Origin of the sequence: Pseudomonas palmensis, assembly GCF_017848315.1 — a bacterium.
In the GTDB taxonomy this organism is placed as follows: Bacteria; Pseudomonadota; Gammaproteobacteria; order Pseudomonadales; family Pseudomonadaceae; genus Aquipseudomonas; species Aquipseudomonas palmensis.
In genome coordinates this window covers 25,855-47,138 of sequence record NZ_JAFKEC010000022.1, presented here as the reverse complement: position 1 = coordinate 47,138, position 21,284 = coordinate 25,855, and the positions used below count along the sequence as shown (strand labels likewise).

General features: G+C 61.3%; 25 protein-coding genes and 1 pseudogene. 25 read left to right on the top strand and 1 reads right to left on the bottom strand.

Features of this window, described 5'->3' with window-relative positions; genetic code table 11:
* Positions 1–53: 53 nt before the first annotated feature.
* The 22 genes and pseudogenes from JZZ72_RS13865 (at position 54) to JZZ72_RS13760 (ending at position 17,313) form a co-directional block, all read left to right on the top strand.
* Positions 54–932, top strand: a complete 879-nt coding sequence (locus JZZ72_RS13865; protein WP_236066274.1) for a S49 family peptidase — start codon at positions 54–56, stop codon at positions 930–932.
* Between the two features lie 60 nt (positions 933–992).
* The gene (locus tag JZZ72_RS13860; protein WP_210014592.1) at positions 993–2,315 is read left to right on the top strand and encodes a phage major capsid protein; all 1,323 of its coding nucleotides are present in this window, start codon (positions 993–995) and stop codon (positions 2,313–2,315) included.
* A 46-nt stretch (positions 2,316–2,361) separates the two neighbouring features.
* A complete protein-coding gene (locus JZZ72_RS13855) occupies positions 2,362–2,631 on the top strand; it encodes a hypothetical protein (protein WP_210014591.1) in 270 nt (89 codons plus the stop codon).
* 2 nt (positions 2,632–2,633) lie between these two features.
* Entirely contained in the window at positions 2,634–3,185 is a 552-nt protein-coding gene (locus tag JZZ72_RS13850) for a hypothetical protein (protein WP_210014590.1), read from the top strand.
* Between the two features lie 2 nt (positions 3,186–3,187).
* Positions 3,188–3,550 (top strand): phage head closure protein, encoded by a 363-nt coding sequence (locus tag JZZ72_RS13845; RefSeq protein WP_210014589.1) that lies wholly within the window; start codon positions 3,188–3,190, stop codon positions 3,548–3,550.
* Complete coding sequence (locus JZZ72_RS13840; protein WP_210014588.1) at positions 3,543–4,064, top strand: hypothetical protein; 522 nt, start codon at positions 3,543–3,545, stop codon at positions 4,062–4,064. The genes JZZ72_RS13845 and JZZ72_RS13840 overlap by 8 nt, the downstream gene beginning before the upstream one ends.
* Positions 4,065–4,085: 21 nt before the next feature.
* Positions 4,086–4,679, top strand: coding sequence for a phage tail terminator protein (locus JZZ72_RS13835; protein WP_210014587.1), 594 nt, complete (start codon positions 4,086–4,088; stop codon positions 4,677–4,679).
* Complete coding sequence (locus tag JZZ72_RS13830; protein ID WP_210014586.1) at positions 4,676–4,855, top strand: DUF2635 domain-containing protein; 180 nt, start codon at positions 4,676–4,678, stop codon at positions 4,853–4,855. The genes JZZ72_RS13835 and JZZ72_RS13830 overlap by 4 nt, the downstream gene beginning before the upstream one ends.
* Positions 4,852–6,351, top strand: coding sequence for a phage tail sheath subtilisin-like domain-containing protein (locus JZZ72_RS13825; protein ID WP_210014585.1), 1,500 nt, complete (start codon positions 4,852–4,854; stop codon positions 6,349–6,351). The genes JZZ72_RS13830 and JZZ72_RS13825 overlap by 4 nt, the downstream gene beginning before the upstream one ends.
* 57 nt (positions 6,352–6,408) lie before the next feature.
* A complete protein-coding gene (locus tag JZZ72_RS13820; RefSeq protein ID WP_104571801.1) occupies positions 6,409–6,756 on the top strand; it encodes a phage tail tube protein in 348 nt (115 codons plus the stop codon).
* Positions 6,756–7,055 (top strand): phage tail assembly protein, encoded by a 300-nt coding sequence (locus JZZ72_RS13815; RefSeq protein ID WP_104571800.1) that lies wholly within the window; start codon positions 6,756–6,758, stop codon positions 7,053–7,055. The genes JZZ72_RS13820 and JZZ72_RS13815 overlap by 1 nt, the downstream gene beginning before the upstream one ends.
* A gap of 129 nt (positions 7,056–7,184) precedes the next feature.
* Complete coding sequence (locus tag JZZ72_RS13810; RefSeq protein ID WP_210014584.1) at positions 7,185–9,395, top strand: phage tail tape measure protein; 2,211 nt, start codon at positions 7,185–7,187, stop codon at positions 9,393–9,395.
* Entirely contained in the window at positions 9,396–10,775 is a 1,380-nt protein-coding gene (locus tag JZZ72_RS13805) for a DNA circularization protein (RefSeq protein WP_210014583.1), read from the top strand.
* A 3-nt stretch (positions 10,776–10,778) separates the two neighbouring features.
* Positions 10,779–11,891 carry a phage baseplate assembly protein gene (locus tag JZZ72_RS13800; protein WP_210014582.1) on the top strand — a complete coding sequence of 371 codons (1,113 nt, stop codon included), beginning with the start codon at positions 10,779–10,781 and terminating at the stop codon, positions 11,889–11,891.
* Positions 11,888–12,376: a phage baseplate assembly protein V gene (locus tag JZZ72_RS13795; protein ID WP_210014581.1), complete on the top strand. Its 489-nt coding sequence runs from the start codon at positions 11,888–11,890 to the stop codon at positions 12,374–12,376. The genes JZZ72_RS13800 and JZZ72_RS13795 overlap by 4 nt, the downstream gene beginning before the upstream one ends.
* Before the next feature lie 9 nt (positions 12,377–12,385).
* Positions 12,386–12,781, top strand: coding sequence for a phage GP46 family protein (locus JZZ72_RS13790; RefSeq protein WP_408004343.1), 396 nt, complete (start codon positions 12,386–12,388; stop codon positions 12,779–12,781).
* Positions 12,771–13,814, top strand: a complete 1,044-nt coding sequence (locus JZZ72_RS13785; protein ID WP_210014579.1) for a baseplate J/gp47 family protein — start codon at positions 12,771–12,773, stop codon at positions 13,812–13,814. Before JZZ72_RS13790 ends, JZZ72_RS13785 begins: the two co-directional genes overlap by 11 nt.
* Positions 13,811–14,401, top strand: a complete 591-nt coding sequence (locus tag JZZ72_RS13780; protein ID WP_210014615.1) for a YmfQ family protein — start codon at positions 13,811–13,813, stop codon at positions 14,399–14,401. Before JZZ72_RS13785 ends, JZZ72_RS13780 begins: the two co-directional genes overlap by 4 nt.
* Before the next feature lie 3 nt (positions 14,402–14,404).
* Positions 14,405–15,070, top strand: a pseudogene (locus tag JZZ72_RS28100) (phage tail protein); the annotation flags it as partial.
* 753 nt (positions 15,071–15,823) lie between these two features.
* The gene (locus JZZ72_RS27815; protein WP_236066273.1) at positions 15,824–16,252 is read left to right on the top strand and encodes a phage tail protein; all 429 of its coding nucleotides are present in this window, start codon (positions 15,824–15,826) and stop codon (positions 16,250–16,252) included.
* Between the two features lie 72 nt (positions 16,253–16,324).
* Positions 16,325–16,819, top strand: coding sequence for a glycoside hydrolase family 24 protein (locus tag JZZ72_RS13765; protein WP_078481881.1), 495 nt, complete (start codon positions 16,325–16,327; stop codon positions 16,817–16,819).
* Entirely contained in the window at positions 16,816–17,313 is a 498-nt protein-coding gene (locus tag JZZ72_RS13760) for a DUF2514 domain-containing protein (protein WP_078481882.1), read from the top strand. Before JZZ72_RS13765 ends, JZZ72_RS13760 begins: the two co-directional genes overlap by 4 nt.
* A 20-nt stretch (positions 17,314–17,333) precedes the next feature.
* Here JZZ72_RS13760 and JZZ72_RS13755 read toward each other — a convergent pair whose 3' ends face one another.
* A complete protein-coding gene (locus JZZ72_RS13755; protein ID WP_210014577.1) occupies positions 17,334–18,287 on the bottom strand; it encodes a hypothetical protein in 954 nt (317 codons plus the stop codon).
* A gap of 482 nt (positions 18,288–18,769) precedes the next feature.
* Between JZZ72_RS13755 and JZZ72_RS13750 the strand changes: the two genes are divergently transcribed.
* The 3 genes from JZZ72_RS13750 to JZZ72_RS13745 all read left to right on the top strand — a co-directional run bounded on the left by JZZ72_RS13750 (position 18,770) and on the right by JZZ72_RS13745 (position 21,242).
* On the top strand, positions 18,770–19,429 hold the full coding sequence (locus JZZ72_RS13750) for a GNAT family N-acetyltransferase (RefSeq protein ID WP_210014576.1): 660 nt from the start codon (positions 18,770–18,772) through the stop codon (positions 19,427–19,429).
* Positions 19,430–19,834: 405 nt separating this feature from the next.
* A complete protein-coding gene (locus JZZ72_RS28010) occupies positions 19,835–19,960 on the top strand; it encodes a hypothetical protein (RefSeq protein WP_254996984.1) in 126 nt (41 codons plus the stop codon).
* A gap of 64 nt (positions 19,961–20,024) precedes the next feature.
* The gene (locus JZZ72_RS13745) at positions 20,025–21,242 is read left to right on the top strand and encodes a YcaO-like family protein (protein WP_054914966.1); all 1,218 of its coding nucleotides are present in this window, start codon (positions 20,025–20,027) and stop codon (positions 21,240–21,242) included.
* The last annotated feature ends 42 nt before the right edge of the window (positions 21,243–21,284 follow it).

Genomic DNA, 21,284 nt, shown 5'->3' with positions numbered 1-21,284 from the left:
ACCTTCGGGCTTCCAGCCTGCTGTTCAATCAACCCCTGCTGGTGACCCCGGACATGCTCGACCTGGGCATGCGCTGGGCCAACCAGGCGATGAGCCTGAACATCGTCAACCTCGGCGGTGGTGCGGCCGAGCTGTGGAAAGACGACCCCATTGATCGCGTGGCGCTGGCAGATGAGCAGCGCCGCACGGCGATTGCCCAGACCGGCATTGAAATTGTGCCGGTGAGCGGGGTGCTGGTCAGCCGGGGTAGCCACCTGAGCATGTGCGAGACGATGACCAGTTACGAAGGGCTGCGGAGCCAGCTGCAGCGCGCTGTGGCTGACCCGACGGTGGAGCGCATCGTGCTCGACATCGACAGCCCAGGTGGCTCAGCGGTAGGCGCCTTCGAACTGGCCGCCGACATTCGGGCAATGACTCAGCAGAAGCCTATCACCGGGCTGGTCAACTTCATGGCCTACAGCGGCGGCTACCTGCTCGGTTCTGCCTGCAGCGAGCTGGTTGTCAGCCAGACCAGCGGTGTCGGGTCCATCGGGGTGATTGCCAGCCATATGGACCGCTCCAAGATGCAGGAGGACAAGGGTGTCAAGGTGACCACGGTGTTCGCCGGGGCGCACAAAAACGACCTGTCGCCACATGAACCACTGACCGAACAGTCGCTGCGCTTCCTCAACGAGCTGGTGCAGGAGAGCTATCAGATGTTTGTCAGTGCCGTGGCCGACTATCGCGGCCTTTCAGTACAGCAGGTCATTGCCACCGAGGCTGGCCTTTTCCGAGGTCAGACGGCGATCAACGTCGGCTTGGCCGACCGCCTGCAGAGCCCACAGCATGCAGTCGATGAGCTTTCGCGCGCTGTTGCACTGAACCGCGCAACGAGGCAGCCCGGCCGCATCGGCCTGCGCGCCGCAGCGCTGAGTATGCAATCACTTAATTGACCGCTTTCGCGGTAGCAGTCGACCCGCCCAGTGCGGGTTTTTTTATGCCCAGGAGGCACCATGTCCCTTGTACTTCAAATGCGTAACGACCGCGCTCAACTGGTTGCCCAGGTCCAGGCGCTTGCCCAGATCGAAGCGGGCGGCGGTAGCCTGAGTGCCGAGCAGTTGAGTCAGTTCACCACGCTGGAAACCCAGATCAACGAGCTGACTGCCAAGATCAGCCGCGCGGAATCGGCTGAGCGTTTAGCCGCGGCTGGTGCCGTACCGGTGAGCGAGACTGCCCAAGGCAACAACAGTCCACCCGCCGGCAGCATCTCTGGCCCCTTCAGCGAAAAATCCAAACCTGGTACCGGCATGGCGCAGATGGCGCGCCTGCTGGCCGCTGCCCAGGGCAACCAGCAGACGGCCGCCCAGATGGCCAAAGAGGGCGGGTTCCCGGCAGATGTCCACATGGCGCTGAGCGTCGTGACCCCAGGTGCTGGTGGTGTTCTGGTGCCGCAGAACTTCGCCACCGACGTAATCGAGTCGCTGCGCCCCGTATCCATTGTTCGCAAGATGGGCGTTACCAGCCTGCCGCTGAACAATGGCAACCTCACCCAGCCGCGTATCACCGGCAACACCGTGGTGACGTACATCGGCAGTGACAGTGATATCCCAATCACCGGGATGACGTTCAGTGACACCAAACTGTCGGCGAAGAAGGCCGCCGCCATCGTGCCGATCTCCAACGATCTGTTGGCCATGAGCGGGGTTAACCCGCGTATCGATGGGTTAGTGCTCAACGACCTGACCGTCAGCATGGGCTTGTCGGAGGATCTGCACTTCATTCGCGCCGACGGTTCCGGCTCGCTGCCCAAAGGCATGCGTCACTGGGCGCTGCCTTACAACATCCTGCCGGCCCCGGCTGTGGATGGTCTGACCCTGGAAAAGATCGATCTGTTCCTGGGCGGCATGATGCTGCGCCTGGAAACGGCGAACGTGATGATGAAGTCGTGCGGCTGGTTGATGGCGCCGCGTGTACTGCGTTGGTTGCAATCGTTGCGTGACGGCAACGGTAACCGGGCCTATGCGGAGATTGATACCGGCATGCTCAAGGGCTACCCGGTGGGTCTGAGCAACCAGATCCCCGTGAACCTGGGCGCCGACGGCAACGAGACCGAAATCTACTTCGTCAACTTCGCGGATTGCATGATCGGCGAAGACATGGACCTGACCCTGAGCTTCAGCAACGAGGCTTCCTACAAGGACTCCAACGGCGATCTGGTCAGTGCTTTTCAACGCGACCAGACGCTGCTGCGCGTGATCGCCAAGCACGACTTCGGCCCGCGTCACGTCGAGAGCATCGTGGTAGCGGTTGGCGTGAAATGGGGCGCAGGCATGTAATCCCTGGCCCCGGATGGTCCGGGGCCACTCAACTGGATGGAAGGTTATGGCACAGGTAATTGTTGAGTTCACCGGGTCTTGGCGCGGTTATGGCAAAGGCGAAGTGGCTGGCTTCGAAGAGGATCTGGCGCAGTCGCTGGTCGATGGTGGCCGTGCTCAGCTGTACGAAGGCAAGAAGTCGGGTAAGTCGGGAGGCGGAAAGGGCAAGGGGGGCGCAGCGACCAAGGTGCCTGCCCAGCCCGGCCCGTTGGCAGGCCCCCTGCCTAATACGGATGCTGGCGGTGATGATGAGACTGACGACGAAGACAAGCCCTGATCATGGCGCGTCGCATCGCCTACACGGGGGCGCCCGTGCTGACGTTGGACCAGGTGGCATTTCAGTGCCGGCTTGAACCCGAAGATCTGCAGCCCGAGCTGATCGACCTGATCATCATCCCCGGCGTGACTGCGCAAGCCGAGTCAAAGACGGGCGCCGCTATCCGTGGCGCCTTGTACGAAGAGGACTGGCCCAGTCGGTTTCCTTCGGGGCATGCACTGGATGTGGGGCAGGCCACCGAAATCGAATCGGTGCACCTGCTGTCTGTCACCGGTGCGGTTGAGCCGTACACCGGCCCTGTGCAGGTTCACCAGGGCGGGCGCGAGAGCTACCTGATCTTCCCTGATGGTCGGCCTGACGGCCCGCTGCGCATCCAGTATCGGGCTGGGGTTGATCTTGACGCTTATCCCGGTGTTCGCAGTTGGCTGTTGATGGCAGCAGAGACGGCCTATACCCATCGCGGCATGCTCGTTGTGGGGCAGGCGCTCACTGAATTGCCGTCGACCTTTCTGGATAATCTGCTGGCTGAGGTCAGCGTGCCCCCGAGGTTTTAGTCATGGCACTGAGAGAACCGTCTGCCGGTGAGTTGAACCGGCGTATCACCATACGCCTACGCTCCGATTTGCCTGCCCCAGACAATGGCATCGACTCGGTTTTCACGGATGAAAAACGCCGCTGGGCCAGCATTGTCCCTGTAGGGGCCGCCGCCTACAGCGCCAGTGTGCAGCTCGATGCGAAGGTTACACACCGCATCACACTGCGATTCCTTGATGGCATCAAAGACGATCACGAAGTCGTTCACGGGTCCAAGATCTACCGGGTACGGCGTGTCGCGGATCTGAACGGCACGCACCGTTTTACGGTGCTTGAAGTCGAGGCGCTGGGCAACATGCGGGCAGGGGGTGGCGTTTATGTCTAACAGCGCCTCTCTCGATGGGTACGTGCATTTCGAAGGTTTCGACAGCTTTGAGCGCGATGCCTTCGACCGCAAGAAGATCCGGGCTGGCATGCGCAAGGCGGGTCGGCTGGTCATGCAGAAAGCCCAAATGAACCTTGCCTTGGGCGGTGGCCGGGACGGCTACCCGGTGAATCGAACCGGTGCCACGCTCGACTCCATCAAGGCCAAGGTATCGCGCTCCGGCTTTCTGGTCCGAGTGGCCCCGACCAAGACCGGTGCAATGAAGGCCTACTACCCCGCCTATCTGCATTACGGCGTGAAGCAGGGGCGGCGCCCCGGGAAGCTGGCCCCGGGCGCTGGCGTTGGGAAATCGAATCGTCGGGCGAAGGGCGTTCGCGCACAAGCGCTTGCTGCCCGGGCGTCTGGCGAGTGGCGCATCACGCCGCGTGACAACTATATGGCCGATGCGCTGCAGGATTCGAGTTCGCAGGTGCAGCGCCTGCTGGCGGCGGCCTTCGCTGACGCATTGAGTTAACCCCTACACACGGAAATCACGATGAGATTGAATGTGATCGTCGCGCATCTGCGTACCTGGTGCCCTGCCTTTGGGGGCAGGATTGCCGCAGGGATCGATTGGGACGCCGTCGCGACCAGCTCCAACCTGAAACACCCGTCGGCGTATGTCATCGCCTCTGATGATGAGGCCGAACCCAACGATCTGAGAAATGGTATCCGTCAGGTTATCTCTGACGGTTTCGACGTCATTGTCGTGCTCGACACGTCGGACGAGCGCGGCCAGGAGGCTGTGCACGACCTGCACGTTTTAAGGGCTGATCTCTGGCGTGCGCTGGTGGGGTGGAAGCCTGAGCCTGAGTACGACCAGGTCACCTATGGCGGTGGTGCACTGATTTTCATCAACAGGGCTCGGGTGGTCTACCGCTACAGCTTCAGTGCCGAGTTCCAGTTGGGACGCAGCAATGACAGCGACCCCGCTGAAACATGGTACGAGCACGAAGTGGACGGCCTGCCCGCTCTGCAGGGGCTCGATATCTCGTTCGACTTCATCGACCCCCTGGTCGACCGCAATGTCGCGCAGACGGGGCCTGACGGCCGTGTCGAATTCATAACCCGAGAGGATCTACCTCAATGACCTTGATTCACCTGAAACCGGCCTCGGGGCGTGCTTGCCCGATGCCGGAGAAGGGCGGCGAGCTGCTGCCCGACGAAGGGGCCAAGGTGCCCCACAACGCCTGGTGGCAGCGCCGCCTGGCTGATGGCGATGCGGTTGTCGTCGAACCCAAAAAAGCGAGGGCTGCTAAGCCATGAGCATCGGTTTCAGCAACATTCCGTCCGACCTGCGCGTGCCGCTGTTCTACGCCGAGGTTGATAATTCGATGGCCAACAGCAATGCCGGCGCCGCGCTGCGACGGCTGCTGGTGGGCCAGGTCAACGACGGCGTAGACAGCGAAGAGGTCGGCACCCTGGTGCTGGTGTCGCGCCAGGCCGAAGCCACCGCCATCGGCGGTACCGGCTCGATGCTGGCCGCGATGTACGAGAAGCACCGCGCCATCGATATCGCCGGCGAGGTCTGGTGTCTGCCGCTGCAGGTGACCGAAGGCACTGCGGCCACGGTTACCGTTACCGTAACGGGCACACCGTCGGCGGCCGGCCTGGTCAATCTGTACGTGGCTGGCAAGCGCGTGCGTACCACCGTCACTCTGGGTATGTCGGCCGAGGCGGTGGCCACCGCTGTCGCGGCCAGCGTCAACGCCGCGCTCGATCTGCCGGTCACGGCCACGGTTGCGGAGGCGGTGGTGACCCTGCTGGCCAAGTTCAAAGGCGACCTGGGCAACGACATTCGTGTCGAGCTGAACCGCCTGGGCCGCACCAACGGCGAGGAAACCCCGGCCGGGCTGACGCTGGTGGCGTCCGTGATGACGGGCGGCGTTGGTAGCCCCGACATGGCCGCCGCGCTGGCCGCCCTGGGTGATGAGCCTTTCGAGTTCATCACCCAGCCCTGGAGCGACGTAGCGACCCTGGACGCCTGGAAAGTCACGATGGAAGACACGGCCGGCCGCTGGTCCTGGGCCAAGCAGCTCTATGGCCATGTGTACACCGCCAAGCGCGGCACCCTGGGCGAGCTGGTGGCTGCCGGCCGGGCGCGCAATGACCCGCACATGACGATTCACGGGTTCGAGCGCGGTGTTCCCCAGCCGGTCTGGGAAATTGCCGCGCAGTACGCCGCACGCACCGCTGTATTCATCAGCGCCGACCCAGCCCGGCCGACGCAAACCGGCACGCTGCCGGGCATCGATCCGGCGCCGGCCAGCAGCCGCTTCATGCTGACCGAGCGGCAATCGCTGCTGATGAATGGCATTGCCACGGCGTACTACGAAGGCGGCAGCTACCGCATTCAGCGGGGTATCACTACCTACCAGCGCAATGCGTTTGGCCAGGCCGATGACTCTTACCTGGACAGCGAACCGCTGCACCAGTCGGCGTATGTGATTCGCAACCTGCAAAGCCGCATCACCAGCAAATACGGGCGCAGCAAGCTTGCCAACGACGGCACCAGCTTCGGCGCCGGCGCGGCCATCGTCACGCCGATTGTGATCCGGGGCGAGCTGATCGCGGCGTATGGCGAGCTTGAGCGCGCCGGGATTGTCGAGAACATCGAGGCGTTCAAAGAGCACCTGGTGGTCGAGCGTGACGCGACCAACCCGAACCGGCTGAACGTGCTGTTCCCGCCGGATCTGGTCAACCAGTTGCGCGTGTTCGCGCTGCTGTACCAATTCCGCCTGCAGTACCCCGACGCGGCGTAAACCGCATCAATCCACCCCGGCCCGCCTTGTGCGGGCCTTTTTATGGGAGCCCTTTTTATGGGTCAGAAAGTCGCAGGCACCTGCTACATCAAGGTCGATGGCGAGCAGTTGGTTATCACGGGTGGCGTTGAGGTGGCGCTTTCCAGCGTCAAGCGCGAAACCGTTGTGAAGGGTTACTTCAAGGAGGAAGACCGCGTTCCGTTCACCAAGGTTGACGCGGTGATGACGCCGGGTTTTCCCATTACCAAGCTGACCAACGGCATCAACATGACCGTTACAACCGAGTTCAAGACCGGGCGCAGCTATGTGCTGTCCGGCGCCTACCTGGTGGACGACGTGAACGTCACCGGTGACGACGGCAAGGTTTCACTCAATTTCGAAGGCATCGCAGGGGACTGGCAATAATGAGCACCACTACTCACACGTTGAGCGCACCGATTCAGGCACACGGCGAAACTTTGGTCGAACTGACCATTCGCCGCCCCACCGTACAGGACTGCCGCGCTATCAAGTCGCTGCCCTACCACATCGACAAAGACGAAGCAGTCTCGCTCGATCTTGACGTCGCCGCTAAGTACCTGGGTGTATGCGCAGCCATCCCCCCGGGGTCGGTGGATCAGTTGGACCTGTCCGACCTCAACCGCTTCGCGTGGTTGATTGCTGGTTTTTTCATGTCCCCCGCTTCGCCACCATCAGCGAGCTGATTGATCTGTCCTACGACCTGGCCTGGTACTGGAAAACCAACCCGGAACAGGTCAAGGCGTGGCCGCTGGACGTGCTGTTCGAAAGTGAAGAAAACGCTTGGCGAATCCAAGAGTTAGCGGGGGCGAACAATGGCGGATAAGTTCCAGCTTAAAGCGCTGATTACCGGCGTCGATAAGCTGTCGCCGGTGATGACCGGCGTGCGCAAAAACGCGGCCATGTTGCGCAAGCAGTTGAACAGCTCGGGCCTGGGCAAAATCACGTTCATGGATGCAGTACAAGGGGGGGCCATCGCGGCCCCCTTTGTCATGGGCGTTCAGGCGGCGATGAAGTTTGAAAGCGCCATGGCCGACGTGAAGAAGGTCGTCAACTTCGACACGCCCGAGCAGTTCAAGGCCATGAGCAACGACGTGCTCGACCTGTCTGAGCGCTTGCCAATGGCGGCCGATGGCATCGCGCAAATCGTTGCGGCCGGCGGGCAGTCGGGTATTGCCCGGGAGGAACTGAACAAGTTCGCCGAAGACGCGGTAAAGATGGGCGTGGCGTTCGACCAGACCGCCGCGCAGTCCGGGGAAATGATGGCCAAGTGGCGCACCGCGTTCCACATGAACCAGGACGAAGTGGTCACCCTGGCCGACAAGATCAACTACCTGGGTAACACGGGTGCAGCCAGCACGGCGCAAATCTCCGCCATCGTGACCGCCATCGGCCCGCTGGGCGAGGTAGCGGGGGTCAACGCCGGGCAACTGGCTGCGATGGGCTCGGCGCTGGCCGGGGTGGGTATCGCCCAGGACGTGGCGGCCACTGGCATCAAGAACTTCATGCTCACGATGACCGCCGGTAACGCGGCCACCAAGTCGCAACGCGAGGCCTACAAGGCGTTGCGACTGGACGCGAACGAAATCGCCCAGGGCATGCAGACCGATAGCGAAGGGACCATGACCCGCGTACTCAAGACGCTGGCCAAGGTCGATAAGGCCAAGCAGGCGGCGGTGCTTACCAGCCTGTTCGGCAAGGAGTCGGTAGGGGCCATTGCGCCACTGCTGACCAACCTGGACACGCTGCAGAAGAACTTCAGGTCGGTAGGCAAGGAGGGCGACTTTGCCGGCTCGATGCAAGACGAGTACACCGCACGGGCGGCCACCACGGAAAACGGCCTGCAACTGCTGCAGAACCGGGTAACCCGCCTGGGCATAACAGTCGGTACGGCGCTACTGCCGCCGTTCAACGACTTCATGGCCACGGTGGGGCCGATCATCAGCAACGTGACCGAGCTGGCCGGCGCGCACCCGTGGCTGATCAAGGGCATCCTCGGCGCCGCTGTGGGCTTTACCGTGCTGCGCCTGGCCACGGCCGCCGCAACCGGCGCGCTCACGCTGATGAACGCGGTGGCCAGCATGAGCCCCATTGGCTTGGTTGTGCGGGGTATCGCCTTGGCCGCCGGCCTTTTGATCGGCAACTGGTCAACGGTGGGGCCGTACTTCGCCAAGGTCTGGGATATGGTGAAGGGCCCGGCGATGGCCGTATGGGGCTGGATGAAACAGGCTTTCAGCTGGACCCCGCTCGGCATGATCGTCGCCAACTGGGGGCCGATCACTGAGTTCTTCGGCGCGGTGTGGGAACTGATCAAAGCCCTTTCGGTGCCGTTCCTGGACTTCATGAAAACCCTGTTCGACTGGTCGCCGCTGGGCATCATCCTCAAGCACTGGGAGCCGATTACCGGATTCTTTAAAGGCCTGTGGGACAAGCTCAAACCGATCATTGAACCGATGATGAAGTTTCTAGGGTTCAGCTCGGACGGTGACGGCGTGGTCAAGGGGGCGACCGATAAGGTCAACGCCTGGACCGAGGAACAGAAGGCGCGTAACGAACAGGCCCAGGCGGGCCAGGGGCGATTGGTCAAGCCCATTGCCCCGATGCCCCAGCTGCTGCCCGAGGCGACGACGGTGGCCAGCATGATGCGGGCGCCGGCGAATGATGGGCGGGTGCCGCTGATGGCCGTGCCGTCGGTACCGGCCAGTGCGGTGCAGTCTGCAGCGGCCGCGCAGTCGCTGGCCAAGCCGGCCGCTGTGCCGGTGACGACCAAGGCCGAAGCGCTGGCCCGGGACGCGGCGCGTGGTCGGCCGCTGCCTGGGGCAACCCCGGGCGACAGCCTGCCAACGGCGCGCGGTTCGCTGGTTCAGCAAACAGCCGCTGCTTCGAAAACCGAGCTGCAGGGCTCAATGGTCGTGCGCTTCGACAATGCCCCGGCGGGCATGGTCGTCAACCCAGCGCAAACCAACCAGCCCGGGCTGTCGGTCACGCCGAGCGTGGGCTATCGCTCATTGGGGAGGCCTGGATAAATGTCGGGTACATGGCGGGAGAAACGGCAGCCGGCATCCTTTCGCGGGGTGCCGTTCTTTGTCGAGAGTGATTCAACGCCGGTCGGCCGGCGCACGCAGTTGCATGAGTACCCTCAGCGCGACAAGCCGCTGGTGGAAGACATGGGCGCGAAGACTCGGGTAGTCAAGATGACGGCGTTTGTCGTCGGCGAGGATTGCCTGTTTCAACGTGACAACCTGCTGCACGCCCTGAACCAACCCGGCGCTGGCGAGTTGGTGCACCCATGGTTCGGGCGCATGACGGTCACCCCGGGCGAGGCCTGCGACGTGTCGCACGAACGCCGCGAGGGTGGCCTGGTGCGCTTTGAACTGGAGTTCATCGAAGCCGGCGAGAAGGGCTACCCGGTCGGGGTGCCCAACCCGGCCAGCCAGCTGGAGGACGATTCGGAAAGCCTGCTTGAGTCGGCCATTGCTCGCTACAAGGCAGCAATGGCCGTGGTCAACAAAGCGCGGCTGGCCGTGGTCGCCCTGCAGAACGGCATAGCCGGGATTCAGATGGCCATCCAGCGCGAGCTGGGCCAGGTGCTGGGGTTGGTGTCGTCGGTCGAGGCGCTGGCTGACATGCTGATCAACGCCCCGGGCAACTTCGCGGCGATGATCCGCGCACAGTTCGCCAGTGTCGGGGGTAGTAACCGGTCGTCTGGCTACCGTTGGGGCCCCTCGGGGGGGAGCGCGGGCGCAACCGGGGTCGAGGCCGACCCCGAGTTTTCGCGCACCGTGGCGCGCCTTGCAGACACTGAGCCGGGATTCAGCAGCTTTGTGTCGGCGTCACGCGACATCACCAACCAGATCGAGCTGGCCCAGGGGCTGAACGGCGAGCTGCAGGACAGTGCTACAGCGGTCAATGCCGACGGCGGGCTGGCCACGGCCGCCGTGGTGCAGGCGGCACGCGAGTTGATGCGTGACGCGCTGATCGTGCAGGCCGTGCGTGTTGCCGCGTCGATGCCAGTGGTGTCGGCGCCGGCGGCGTTGCCCGGGGTGCCGGGCCTGGCGCAGCAGGTGGCGGCGCCGATTGATCGGCCGCAGGTGCCGGTGGCGGCGGACGTGATCGCGCTACGCGAGGCAATCAGTGATGCGCTGTGGTCGGCGTCGCTGGTGGCCACACATGAGCACTTCCAACTGCTGGAGGCGGTGCGCAAGCGCGTGCGGGATCACCTGACAGCCGTGGCCGGCGCCGGTGTGCGCCTGGTCGAGGTTGAGCGCAAGGAAAGCCTGCCGGCGGTGGTGCTGGCTTATCAGTTGTTCGCTGACGCATCCCGCGCCGGCGAAATCGTTACCCGTAACAAAGTGAAGCACCCCGGGTTTCTGCCGGCCGGGGTGCTGCAGGTCGCCCAGGAGTAACCCATGGATCAACAGAACGCCGTCACGCTGAGCGTGAACGGCCTGGATTATCGCGGCTGGAAGAAAGTCAGCATCAGCGCCGGCATCGAGCGACAGAGCCGGGACTTCAAACTTGACGTGACCTGGCGGTGGCCCGGCCAGGCGGATGAAATCCCGATCCGCCAGGGCGATCACTGCGTCGTCAAGATCGGCGATGACCTGGCTCTGACGGGCTACATCTTCGGTACGCCGGTCAGCTACGACAGCAAGCAGGTGACGCGCTCGATTCAAGGCCGGTCGCTGACCGCAGACCTGGTGGACTGCTCGGCGATCAACAAGCCCGGGCAGTGGAAGGGCCAGACGGTGCAACAAATCGTGCAGGCCCTGGCCGAGCCCTACGGTGTGCAGGTCATCAGCCAGGCGGCGGAAACGTCGAAGCTTGCCGAGCACGCCATCGAGCCCGGGGAGACGGTATTCGAATCCATCGACCGCTTGCTGACCCTATCGCGGCTGCTGTCAACGGACGACACGCGGGGCCGACTGGTGATCATTCGCCCAGGGTCAGCCGGCCGGGCGGTCGACCGCCTGGAGCTGGGGCAGAACATCCTGACCGGTGACGCGGCGCTCGACTTTTCCGGGGTGTTTTCTGACTACAAAGTGACCGGCCAGCGCTCGGGCACGGATGACGCCTTTGGGGCCAAGGCCTCCGAGGTGCAGGCCGCCGTGACTGACCCGCGCGCCGCACGCAAGCGTGTATTGGTGATTCACGAAAGCGGGCAGATGACCCCGGACCTGGCCGCCGCTCGGGCCAACTGGGAGCGCGGCAACCGCATGGGCAAGGCCCTGACCCTCAACTACAAAGTGCAGGGCTGGAGGCAGTCCAACGGCGCCCTGTGGCTGCCCAACATGATCGTTCGCGTGGTCGATCCGCTGATCGGCATCGACCGCGACATGCTGATCAGCGAAATCGAATACAGCTTGGACGAAGGCGGAACGGTGGCCAACTTGACCGTGGCGCCGCCGGATGCGTTTGAGCCTGAGCCGAAAGACCCGCACAGCACACGCAAGCTCAAGAAGGGCGGCAAGGCCGACAACTTCGAATACCTCATTCCCGCTGACTGGAAGCCAGGCACATGAAACCGAGCAATAACGTGATAGCCCGGGGCGAGCTGGCCCTATCGAATCCTGACGGCATGATGCAGACGATGCAGATGCGCCTGAATGCCGATGAGGTGAAAGACGGTATGGAGCATTTTGAGCCCTACGGGTTCACGTCCAACCCGCACCCAGGGGCCGAAGCCGTGGCGGTATTCGTCGGTGGTGATCGATCCCACGGCCTTGTGATTCAAGTGTCCGACCGGCGCTTTCGCCTGCAGGCGCTCAAGACCGGCGAGGTCGCGCTTTACACCGACGAGGGCGACTTTCTGCACTTCAAGCGCGGTCGTGAAATCTCGATCGAAACGATGACCCTACGTATCAAGGCCGGCACGGCGGTCGAGTTCGACACGCCGCTGATCAGCACCACCGGCCGTATCGAGTCGGTCGGGGATCAGGTCGCCGCCGGCGTTAGCACGTCCCTGCACGTGCACGAAGGCTCGGACAAGAAGCCGGTCAAGGGGTAGCGCATGGCACTGATTGAAGGCGACGAAACCGATACGGCCTGGCAGCGGGCGGCGGTGATCAGCCTGCTGACCTGGCGCCGCGCCGGCGCCGATGACCGTCTGGACGACGCCGAGCGCTTCGGCTGGTGGGGCGACAGTTTCCCCAGTCAGGCCGACGACCGTATCGGGTCACGGCTGTGGCAGTTGCGCCGCCGCACGCTGACCGATGCCACGCTGCAGCAGGCCGAGGCCTTCGCGAGGGAGGCGCTGGCCTGGATGCTCGATGACGGTCGGGTCACTGCCGTTACGGTAACGGTGGCCCGGGGTATCGACCGGCTCAACATGGGGGTGGTGCTCACGTTGCGAGACGGGCGAACCATCGATCTGCGACTAGACAACTTATGGCAGGTGATCAATGCCGTTTAACACCCCCAGCCTGCCCGAGCTGATCAGCACCGAGCTGTCGCGCCTGGCGGGCTCTAGCGCCCTGCTGCGCTCTGACGCCGAGGTGCTGGCCCGGGTGCTGGCCGCCGCATCGTATGGCCGCTACGGGCATCAGGCCTACATTGCTGACCAGATTTTGCCGGACACGGCGGATGAGGAAACGCTACTGCGCATGGCTCACGCGCGCTTGAAGCGTGGCCGCCTGGAGGCGGTGGCCGCCACCGGTACCGCGACATTCGCCGGCGCGGCCTCGGCGCTGCTCGATGCCGGCGCGCTGCTGCAGCGTGACGACGGCGTGCGCTTTCGTGTGATGACCACAACGACCCTGACCGGCGCGAGCGGTACCGCGAAGCTTGAAGCCCTGGACGCCGGCCCGCTGGGCAACACCCCAGCGGGCACCGTGCTGCGCTTCGTCTCGCCGGTGCTGGGCGTGAAAGAGACGGTCACCGTCGATGCGCCCGGCCTGCAGGGCGGCGTGGCCCAGGAGAGCATTGAGGCCCTGCGCGCCCGTGTGCTTCGTTCGTACCGTGTGATTCCCCACGGCGGCAGCCAGAGCGATTACGTGACCTGGGCGCTGGAGGTGGCCGGGGTCACCCGGGCCTGGGTCGTGCGGCACTGGATGGGGCCGGGCACGGTTGGCCTGTTCTTCATGCGCGACAGCGACGTCGACCCGATCCCCAGCCCGGCCGCGTGCGAGGTGGTGCGGGCGTACATCGAGAAAGAACGGCCGGTGACTGCCGAGCTGTACGTGTTGCCGCCGGCGGAAAAGCCGGTGCAGTACGAACTGAAAATCACCCCCGACAGCAGCGCCGTGCGCCGGGCCGTTGAGGCCGCGCTGATCGATCTGCACAACCGTGAATCCGCCCTGGGCGCCGAGCTACTGCTGTCGCATATTCGCGAGGCCATCAGCGGCGCCACGGGCGAGCGCGATCACGACGTTATCAGCCCATCCGGCAACGTCTCGGCCGCTGCCAACCAGTTGCTGACCTACGGGGGTGTGCTGTGGCGATCATGACCGCCGAGGCCTACCACGCGCAGCTGCGGCTGCTGCTGCCGCCTGGGCCGGCATGGGACCGGGAGTTCAACCCGGGGCTGGACGAGCTGCTGCAGGCGGGTGCCGAGCGGCTGGCCAAGGAAGACTTGCGCGCCGCCGACCTGCTGGCCGAGTCCGATCCGTACACCGTGCGCGAGCTGGTGCCGGATTGGGAGCGGGTAATGGACTTGCCCGATCCGTGCTTGGGCGATTCGCCCAAGTTTGAGGACCGGCAGTTGGCCGTGCGCCGTCGCCTGGTCGAGGTCGGCGGGCAGTCGCCGGCGTACTTCGTCGACCTGGCCATCGGCCAGGGGTACCCACATGCGCGCGTGATCGAGCACAGGGCGCCGCGCTTTGGCCGCTCACGCTTCGGTGCGGCGCACTTCGGCACTTGGTTCGCGCAGTTCATGTGGACACTCGACACGGGACCCCGGCGCCGCCTGGGGCGTCGCTTCGGGGTGTCGTACTTTGGCGAGCAGTTCGGGGGCAGTCCGAGCGGCGCCCTAGAGTGTGTCTTGCGGCGTGGCGCACCTGCGCATGCCGTCGAATTTATTAAGTATGGAGAGTAGTGGATGGACTATCCCAAGAGCGTGCCCAACATCGGATTGGTGGACGGGCATTTTGTCGATGAGAATCCGGTCACCGGGCAAATCGGCTCATTGATCCCGGCCGCCTGGGGCGACGCGATCACCCAGGAAGTGCTGAACGTTATCAAGGGCGCCGGCATGGTGCCCGACGAGGCCAACGTCAGTCAGTTGCTGTCTGCGGTTCTGGCTATCGCCGCGTCGGATGTCAAGAAGTCGGTGCGGGTGGCCACCACGGGGGCTATCGCGCTGAGCGGCCTGCAGACCATTGACGATGTTGCCCTGGTGGCCGGGGATCGTGTTCTGGTCAAGAACCAGGCCAACGCTGTACAAAACTGGATCTACACCGCCGCCGCAGGGGCCTGGGTGCGAGCGAAGGATGCCGATGAGAGTATTGAGTGTGCCCCGGGCCACCTGGTACCGGTGCAGGCTGGCACGCGAAACGCCGGCACATCGTGGCAGTTGTCGAACACCACGCAGCCCGTTCTCGGCGCGACGGCCCTGGTATTTGAACAGGCAGGAGGTAAAACGGGCGTGACTCCCGGGCCCTACTTCAAGGTCTCTGTAGATGCCTACGGTCATGTCAGAAGCGGGGCCAACCCAACAACCCTGCAGGGGTTCGGCATTCTCGACGCGATCACCAAAATCGAATCCACTGAGGCAATTCAGGTGGCTATATCGGCGCTGGTTGCGGAAGCGCCGTCCTCGCTGGACACGCTGAAAAAACTGGCAAGTGCGATTGGGAGTGACCCAAATTTCTCAACCACTACGACCAACGCACTGGCGGCTATGTCCAGTGCGCTGCAGGGGAAGGCGAGCAAAGCAACCACGCTCACCGGGTACGGCATTACCGATGCGGTTAGTGTGGCGAACAAAGCCACGCAGACTGATGCTGAGTCGGGGGTAAACGACACTAAGTGGGTGACACCGCTGGGCGTCTTCAGGGCGTTCACCAGCTTTGTGTCGCAAGCTACGGAAACCGCGTTCGGCTGGGCAAAGGTCGCCGGGCAGTCAGCAACGAATGCCGGCAACGATGACACAACTTTTGTCACGCCGAAGAAGCTGCGCAACGGGTTTTCGGTGCAGTTCGACGGTACGGGGTACATCGCGCTCCCGAGCTGGATGGGCGGGTGGATTCTTCAGTGGGTCAATGCTGGCTCCATTCCCAGCCTCGCATCGGGTGGCTTTGTAACTAAAACACTGACCTGGCCCCTGACGTTTCCTGTTGGCCCAATGGTGCCGTGGGGAATTGCCACCGGCGCAACAGCCTCCGAGGTGGGCATGGTGGTGACGCCCAACGGGATGAACTCCACCGGTATGAACCTTTCAGTCTTCAACGCAGCGCAAGCATCGAAAGGCGTGCAGAGCGTCATTGGTTTCGTTATTGGCCGCTAGGAGTCCTGGCACATGATCTATTACAACCCCGCAACTGGCGGGTTTCTGGACACTGTTATCCATGGTACGGACCTGCCCGCAGGCATCGTCGAAGTCAGCACCGAACGTCGCGGTCAGATTATTGCCGCTCGGGCTGATGGGCAGGTGATTGTCTGTTCGGGGGGCGTCATATCGTTTCAGGCAGCGCCGCCGGCGCCTGCTGCTGTGGTCGAGGAGCAAGAGCGCATCTGGCGGGATGGCGTGATGCTACGCGCTGCGGGTCTACGCGACCGCCACCGCGACCAGCAGGAGCTTGGCCTTCCCACCACGCTGAAGCCTGATCAGTTCATGTCTCTTCTGCTCTACATCCAGCAGTTGCGCGACTGGCCCCAAGCGGAGTTGTTCCCTGGTATCGAGCACCGCCCTGTGCCGCCGACCTGGTTGGCCGACCTGACCCCATAAAGTCCCGCACTGACGGGGCTTTTTCTTTCCTGTGCCCGCCTTGAGCGGGCTTTTTATTGCCTGGAGAAACGCATGGCTCGAATTTCCGACTCCCTGGCGGGCAGCAAGAATGCGCTCGCTTTCCTCGATATGTTGGCATGGTCCGAAGGTACGTCGATCAGCAAGCACACCCGCGACGACGGATATGACGTGGTGGTTGGCGGCATCGACAGCCCGAACACCTTCAAGACCTACAGCACCCACCCTGGCGTGCTGGTGACCGTGAACAACAAGGGCCTGAAGTCCACGGCCGCTGGCCGGTACCAGCAACTCCAGCGCTACTGGCCCCATTACCGCGACCTACTCAAGCTGCCTGACTTCGGGCCCACCAGCCAAGACAAGCTGGCCCTGCACCTGATCAAGGAGCGTGGCGCCCTGGCGGACGTGCACGCCGGCCGCATTCAGGCCGCAATCACGAAGTGCCGGAATATCTGGGCCAGCCTGCCGGGCGCTGGGTACGGGCAGCATGAGCGCAAGCTGGATGACCTGCTGGCGCACTACATCGCCGCCGGCGGGAGGTTGGCGTGAACGGTCGGATCTACCGTGCGATTGCACTGCTGGTGGTGGTGGCGTCGTACTGGGCCACGTATCAGCACGGGCGTACGACGATGGATGCCGAGTGGCAGGACAGGTGGTCTGCCCGCGATGCCGGCGACAAACAGGCCTGGGCCATTGCTGAGCAACAGGCCCGACATGAGGAGCAGCGCCGCGCTGTGGTGCTAGAAGAGGTGAGGGCGAATGCTCGACTACAGGAACAAGTTGCAACAGTTGGTGCTGTTGGTGCTGATGCTGCTAGCCAGCGGCTGCGCGTCACCACCGTGCGATACGCCAGCTCTGCGAGTAACTGCGCCGCGGATTCCGCCGCTGCCGCAAGAGGCCATTCAGCCACGCGCGCCGCAATGGTGCTCTCCGACCTGCTCGCACGGGCTGACGCTCGAGCGGGAGAGCTGGCGCAAGCATATGATCGAGCGACGATAGCAGGCTTTGCATGTCAGCGGTCTTATGAACTCCTCCATGAGTAGTCTGTATAGACTGCGGATTACTAACTTCGCTGTGCAGGGGGGCCGTCCTTGTGGAGGTGGCTCAACAATGTATAAGCAGGGTCAAGTGAAAGGGTAGGGTTGCTAGCGTCAAATTTTCCAATTATGAATGAATCTCTGCTTATCTTGCTCGTTTGCAGATAAATCACACCCCCTGCTGCGAATATTTTTGGTGAGTGCTGCTGAAAGATGCCAGTCCTGCTGATGTGTATTTGAAGCGCTTGCTCTATAGTGTCTTCAGCCACTGTGGCAGGGGGGATTATTTTCTCATATTTACTATCGGCTAAGCTTATAGGGTTATGCCTATTTAGTTTTTTCTCCTCTTGATTGAAGTGGATGGTGGGTAAGATTGATCGTAAAAATAGAGAGAGCCGGCCAACTGTAGAAGACAGGGACTCATTTTTTATTTCTAGAGATGATACCCTTTCTTCAAGCTGCGCGACTTGCATTGATGAGGATTTTAATTGCTCACTCAGTTGATTTATAGAGATCTCAAGTTGGTTCTGTAGGTTTTTGGTGCTGGCTAATTCAGTTGTCTTTGTCGCGATATCTTTTTCATGTTGAGATTGCACCGCTCTATAGCTTTTTCGTAGGTCAGCTGCTTCTTCGAGAGTCATGGGCGTTTCATCCTCAATCGACTGCTGTACACCTTTTAGTGTTTTTTTATGTCTGTGGGATATTTTATAAAACCACTTTGCGGGTATCGGATAGACAGTCAAAAGTAGTATTGCTGAAACTAGTGGAAGCAAAACTCCATGGGATAGTATTGTGGTTGTGTTTGGAAATATATATAGGTCAATGTAGGTTAGTTTGACTGGGGCCTTTAGGTCTGAAAGAACTATTGTTATAAATTTCCAGTTCCATACTACCCATGATAGTAGGAATGCCCCTGATAGTGGGCTGGTTACTCTGTCGTAAAGTTGTGCTTTGATTGTTGTTGTAATGTCGTCGATCATCTTTAGATGACTCCCGAGTTGGCTTGATTTTCGGTTTGGTTGTGTCTGGCTAGCCATGTCGATGGTATAAGTATCAGGCGGCTAGCAGTGGATCATGATGTTTTTATGCTATCACGACGCAAGAGCTATGCGGTGCTACCACGAGGCGAAGGCAGCAGGTAGCTCGGCCCAGGAGGTGGAGCGGTTACGGGGGCTGGCAGAGTCTCTGTTCTAGGCGGTTCACGACTATCAGTTACGAGCGCTTGGAGCACCTACACAGAAGGTTCATTAGCGTGATATTTGGGGCAAATATGGGGCGAATCATTCGCCACTCTATGCCAACCCATGCCAAAAGCACTCCTAGCGCACTGTCGATAAAAGGCGCTCAAGTCCAGCACATATGGGCTTGAGCGCCTTTTTTCATTAATGCACCAGCACAATCGGGGTATGTGGTGGTAATGTCAGCGCGCCGCCATCTCAAGCCACCCAGCCAAGGACCCACGATGATCGTAATTGATACAGTTTCTGCTCCCGTCATTCAAGCGCTTGGGGAGCAGGTGTTGGACCTCGTTGCTGAGAACGTCACAGATCTGGCCATGGCCCACCCGCCTGCCTCACACCCTCTGTTCAGCGCGTATCGCTTGATCTTGCTCACCGAGGTTCGTGCTTATCTGGCTCGCTCCACCCCATCTCAGATCGAGCTGGTGACCGCGACCGAACATGGAGAGATGCTGGGTTTTGCCCTGTGCGGTCTGTCACCCAGTGGTGAGTGCGGCGTCTACTACATTGCGGTAAGCAAGACCCGGCGTAACCAGGGCATCATGAGTTTGATCATGCGTGATGTTGTCAGTAGATACTCGATCATCAGCCTCTCCTGCGACGTGCATCAGGTGCCTCGCTACGAAAGATACGGCTTCGTACCTGCCTCAGTGCGCAAAAACCAAATCGTGATGGTGATAGGCGATCCTCAAGAAGAGACGCCGATCCTTGACCCTGATCAACTCCAGCAGCAGCCTCCCATTTTGCAAGAGCGGATGGCTGCATCGCGCCGCTCCACTGAGCGCGCAGTCGAGCAGGCGAACAAGGCTATGAAGAAATTTCTGAAGGCTGAGGAGACCAAGGCGAAGCAGTACCTACAGCAGCGGTTGAAGCAGCGAGCGTAGCGGTATCAGAGGGGCTCATTTAGGGCAAAATTAGGGCAAAACAGGGGCCGCGAGAGGCCGTCGTAGGCCAGCTCCAAAGCCTATTTCACCGTGTTTGTTGGCCTATTCCGGCCTATGGATTAAATCGGACGGGTTCAAATCCCTATCTCTCCGCCATACATGCAAGAGCCCCTGAAACCTACGGTTTCAGGGGCTTTTTGCTTTTCGTGTGCGCACAGCAATTGTGCGTAGGAAGCACTGTTCCCTGTTTCGGCGCATTCTGGCACTCAAGTAACACCCCATAAACCACGTATTCACGCCTGGAGTCAGGACTTTTCCTATGGGCAGTGAAAGTGGCCGGTATTACTCTCGACCTGCACCTGAAAACAAGTGCGCACATGAATCCATCATGAAAAGGATATTTCCATGGGTAAGTACTGCTGCATGTATATCAACGAGTTCAAAGTCGACCAACCTGCTGAAGACGAAGTGGATAGCGTCAAGCTGGAAGAAGAGTTCACGCCAGAAGAAGCTGCTGTACTGGCTGAGTGATGAAAATGAATGAGGCGCTTGCTGCGCCTCATTTTTCTTTCAGCGTATATGGAAATTCCAGCCGATGAACATGATTGCTCCCGAGCGTACGTTGTCATTGCAAGATGCAGAAAGTGTGATAGATCAGCATTTTATCAACGAAGGAATACAGGTAACCCTGAACCGTTACGGTAGCCCGCTGTCCAGCACTGTGGCCACGCTTGAATTCCCCTTTGACAGCCGTGACATGGAGTCTGTCGGCTGCGGAAAAGGGTATGAAGCAGAGGCGCGCATCGGCGCCAAGTATGAAGCGTATGAACATAGCATGGGGCCACTTCAACTACGCTCCCATAGCGCCTTGCAGTGTTTTGATTCGGTAGTTTCCCAACCGGCCCTGCAGGACGTACTGCCGGTGCAGATGCTTCGTCATTCGAAGACTGCACAGATGGCTGTCATCCACTTTGCGGCGCATGAAGCATCAGGCGGCGCTGATCTGCACTACCCGTCATTCCTGATCAATCATCAGTATGCCAATGAAGCCATCGCTGGCGATGATACCGACTATGGCGCTGCGCGCCGATATTCCTGTGGTACGGGTGTGGCAGCAGGCTACGGGTTCGCCGAGGCGGCGATACATGCCGCGAGCGAAGTCATAGAGCGCCACGGTATCGGCCGCTTTATTGCACAGCACTTCTTTTACGAGTGCAAAACACCCATAAGAAAGATCGCTCACGCCTCGATGCCGCAAGCATTGCTGCAAACCTTGCGCGATGCGCAAGGTGCTATCGGGGCCTCGATCGAAGTGTTCGACGCCACCAGCCAGATACCCTATCCCGTTTTCATTGCCTATTGCCCAGACAAGACAATCGCCGATGTGCATGTGGTTGGCGGTGGCTGTTCGCTGTACCCGAGCCACGCCGCAGCACGCGCCATCAAGGAGCTGGTGCAGCAATACAAAGTCGCCGAAGGCCTGGAAGAGGTCACCCGGGAATGGACAGGTTCAAGGAACAACCTGGCACGGCACCCACGGCTGCTGCGGTGCCTGCGCCTGGCGTTTGATTCGACGCAGCGCGCCAGGATGACATCTGCCCCCATGCCACGCGACCCGGACAGAATGCCACTGGATCAACATTTGCTGCACCTGAAGCACGAGTGCTTCAAGGCGGATCATCCCATCTGGGTAAAGGAGCTGCATTGCAGCGCGGCCCAAGTAAGCCTGGCCTGTGCCGTCATGCCGAAAATGGAAAGGTTCTCCATCGTCTCGCTGGGTGGAAAAGTGGTGCCTTGCTACAAGTACGAGTAAACGGCACCACCCTCAGGTCGCCAGGGGCAGGTCATCATCAAC

Coding starts and splice junctions, on each gene's coding strand:
- JZZ72_RS13785 (WP_210014579.1), top strand. CDS start 12,771: ATGCCGTTTAACACCCCCAGCCTGCCCGAGCTGATCAGCACCGAGCTG.
- JZZ72_RS13795 (WP_210014581.1), top strand. CDS start 11,888: ATGAAACCGAGCAATAACGTGATAGCCCGGGGCGAGCTGGCCCTATCG.
- JZZ72_RS13860 (WP_210014592.1), top strand. CDS start 993: ATGTCCCTTGTACTTCAAATGCGTAACGACCGCGCTCAACTGGTTGCC.
- JZZ72_RS13780 (WP_210014615.1), top strand. CDS start 13,811: ATGACCGCCGAGGCCTACCACGCGCAGCTGCGGCTGCTGCTGCCGCCT.
- JZZ72_RS13835 (WP_210014587.1), top strand. CDS start 4,086: ATGAGATTGAATGTGATCGTCGCGCATCTGCGTACCTGGTGCCCTGCC.
- JZZ72_RS13865 (WP_236066274.1), top strand. CDS start 54: ATGCTCGACCTGGGCATGCGCTGGGCCAACCAGGCGATGAGCCTGAAC.
- JZZ72_RS13845 (WP_210014589.1), top strand. CDS start 3,188: ATGGCACTGAGAGAACCGTCTGCCGGTGAGTTGAACCGGCGTATCACC.
- JZZ72_RS13805 (WP_210014583.1), top strand. CDS start 9,396: ATGTCGGGTACATGGCGGGAGAAACGGCAGCCGGCATCCTTTCGCGGG.
- JZZ72_RS13745 (WP_054914966.1), top strand. CDS start 20,025: ATGAACATGATTGCTCCCGAGCGTACGTTGTCATTGCAAGATGCAGAA.
- JZZ72_RS28010 (WP_254996984.1), top strand. CDS start 19,835: ATGGGTAAGTACTGCTGCATGTATATCAACGAGTTCAAAGTCGACCAA.
- JZZ72_RS13815 (WP_104571800.1), top strand. CDS start 6,756: ATGAGCACCACTACTCACACGTTGAGCGCACCGATTCAGGCACACGGC.
- JZZ72_RS13825 (WP_210014585.1), top strand. CDS start 4,852: ATGAGCATCGGTTTCAGCAACATTCCGTCCGACCTGCGCGTGCCGCTG.
- JZZ72_RS27815 (WP_236066273.1), top strand. CDS start 15,824: ATGATCTATTACAACCCCGCAACTGGCGGGTTTCTGGACACTGTTATC.
- JZZ72_RS13765 (WP_078481881.1), top strand. CDS start 16,325: ATGGCTCGAATTTCCGACTCCCTGGCGGGCAGCAAGAATGCGCTCGCT.
- JZZ72_RS13800 (WP_210014582.1), top strand. CDS start 10,779: ATGGATCAACAGAACGCCGTCACGCTGAGCGTGAACGGCCTGGATTAT.
- JZZ72_RS13840 (WP_210014588.1), top strand. CDS start 3,543: ATGTCTAACAGCGCCTCTCTCGATGGGTACGTGCATTTCGAAGGTTTC.
- JZZ72_RS13810 (WP_210014584.1), top strand. CDS start 7,185: ATGGCGGATAAGTTCCAGCTTAAAGCGCTGATTACCGGCGTCGATAAG.
- JZZ72_RS13855 (WP_210014591.1), top strand. CDS start 2,362: ATGGCACAGGTAATTGTTGAGTTCACCGGGTCTTGGCGCGGTTATGGC.
- JZZ72_RS13750 (WP_210014576.1), top strand. CDS start 18,770: ATGATCGTAATTGATACAGTTTCTGCTCCCGTCATTCAAGCGCTTGGG.
- JZZ72_RS13850 (WP_210014590.1), top strand. CDS start 2,634: ATGGCGCGTCGCATCGCCTACACGGGGGCGCCCGTGCTGACGTTGGAC.
- JZZ72_RS13830 (WP_210014586.1), top strand. CDS start 4,676: ATGACCTTGATTCACCTGAAACCGGCCTCGGGGCGTGCTTGCCCGATG.
- JZZ72_RS13755 (WP_210014577.1), bottom strand. CDS start 18,287: ATGATCGACGACATTACAACAACAATCAAAGCACAACTTTACGACAGA.
- JZZ72_RS13820 (WP_104571801.1), top strand. CDS start 6,409: ATGGGTCAGAAAGTCGCAGGCACCTGCTACATCAAGGTCGATGGCGAG.